This is a genomic window from Collinsella sp. TM09-10AT, assembly GCF_003436275.1.
In the GTDB taxonomy this organism is placed as follows: Bacteria; Actinomycetota; Coriobacteriia; order Coriobacteriales; family Coriobacteriaceae; genus Collinsella.
This window is the reverse complement of the sequence record NZ_QSOP01000005.1, coordinates 1-789: the sequence shown is the minus strand read 5'-3', so window position 1 is coordinate 789 and position 789 is coordinate 1. Positions and strand designations below refer to the sequence as shown.

Below are 789 nucleotides of genomic sequence, written 5' to 3'. Positions count from 1 at the left end.
TTGTACGCTCGTTCTCGCTGCAGCCTTCTCCGTCCCCATTGCGTTCAATTCACCCATCTACGGGCCCTTCTTTATGAAGCAGGGCATGCAGGGCTTTGTCGACGCATTCAATACGCGCGCACCCTAGGCCAGCGGCACAGACCTATCTCCAGAGCAGCAAACTGACGCGGAGCTTGCAAGATACGCGAACGCCGCCCTTGCCGCTCAAACCGACGCCGCCTTTCTCGATTCTGCCGAGAGCTACTACGCGCTCATGGGCGAAGGCTTCCAATCCGGGTCCATCGTGGGAGACCGAGAGACCAATGACGCGGCGCTCGCATATTGCCGTGCCCTGAGCAGCTCCGGCATCACGGATATCCCGGCCTCCGCAAACGACCTGCCGTTCCTTTCCTTCCTGCCTTACACCATTGCCACGGCGCCGTCTTTCCTTCCCTTCATTCCCTTCCTTCTCTCGTCGATACTCGTGCTCGGCGCCACAAGGCCCGGGACCCTGGCGGCAAAGGCGCCCGCGCCCAAATTCCGGCGCCTTATCCAAACCGTGTTTTCGATAATCGGCGCGGGGACCGCGATGCTCCTCGCCGGCCTCGCACCCGGGAGCATTTACGCCTTGGCCCTAAACGGCTTCGGGCAAATTGGGTACCCGATCGCCTTCTTCCATGACGGCGCGCTTACCACCACGACCGCGGGAAACGTCTTCACGACCCTGCTTCTCGCGCTGCTTGCGGGCGGAACCTTGATATCCGTTTGTTCCGTCGTCCTATCGACCGCAACGAGGCGCGTCCTCGCGGG

1 protein-coding gene is annotated in these 789 nt (G+C 61.7%); it reads left to right on the top strand.

Annotated features, from left to right (window positions below):
* Window positions 1–253: 253 nt before the first annotated feature.
* Window positions 254–789: hypothetical protein (locus tag DXD77_RS03125; protein WP_147325412.1), on the top strand; the 536-nt coding region annotated here is incomplete at its 3' end.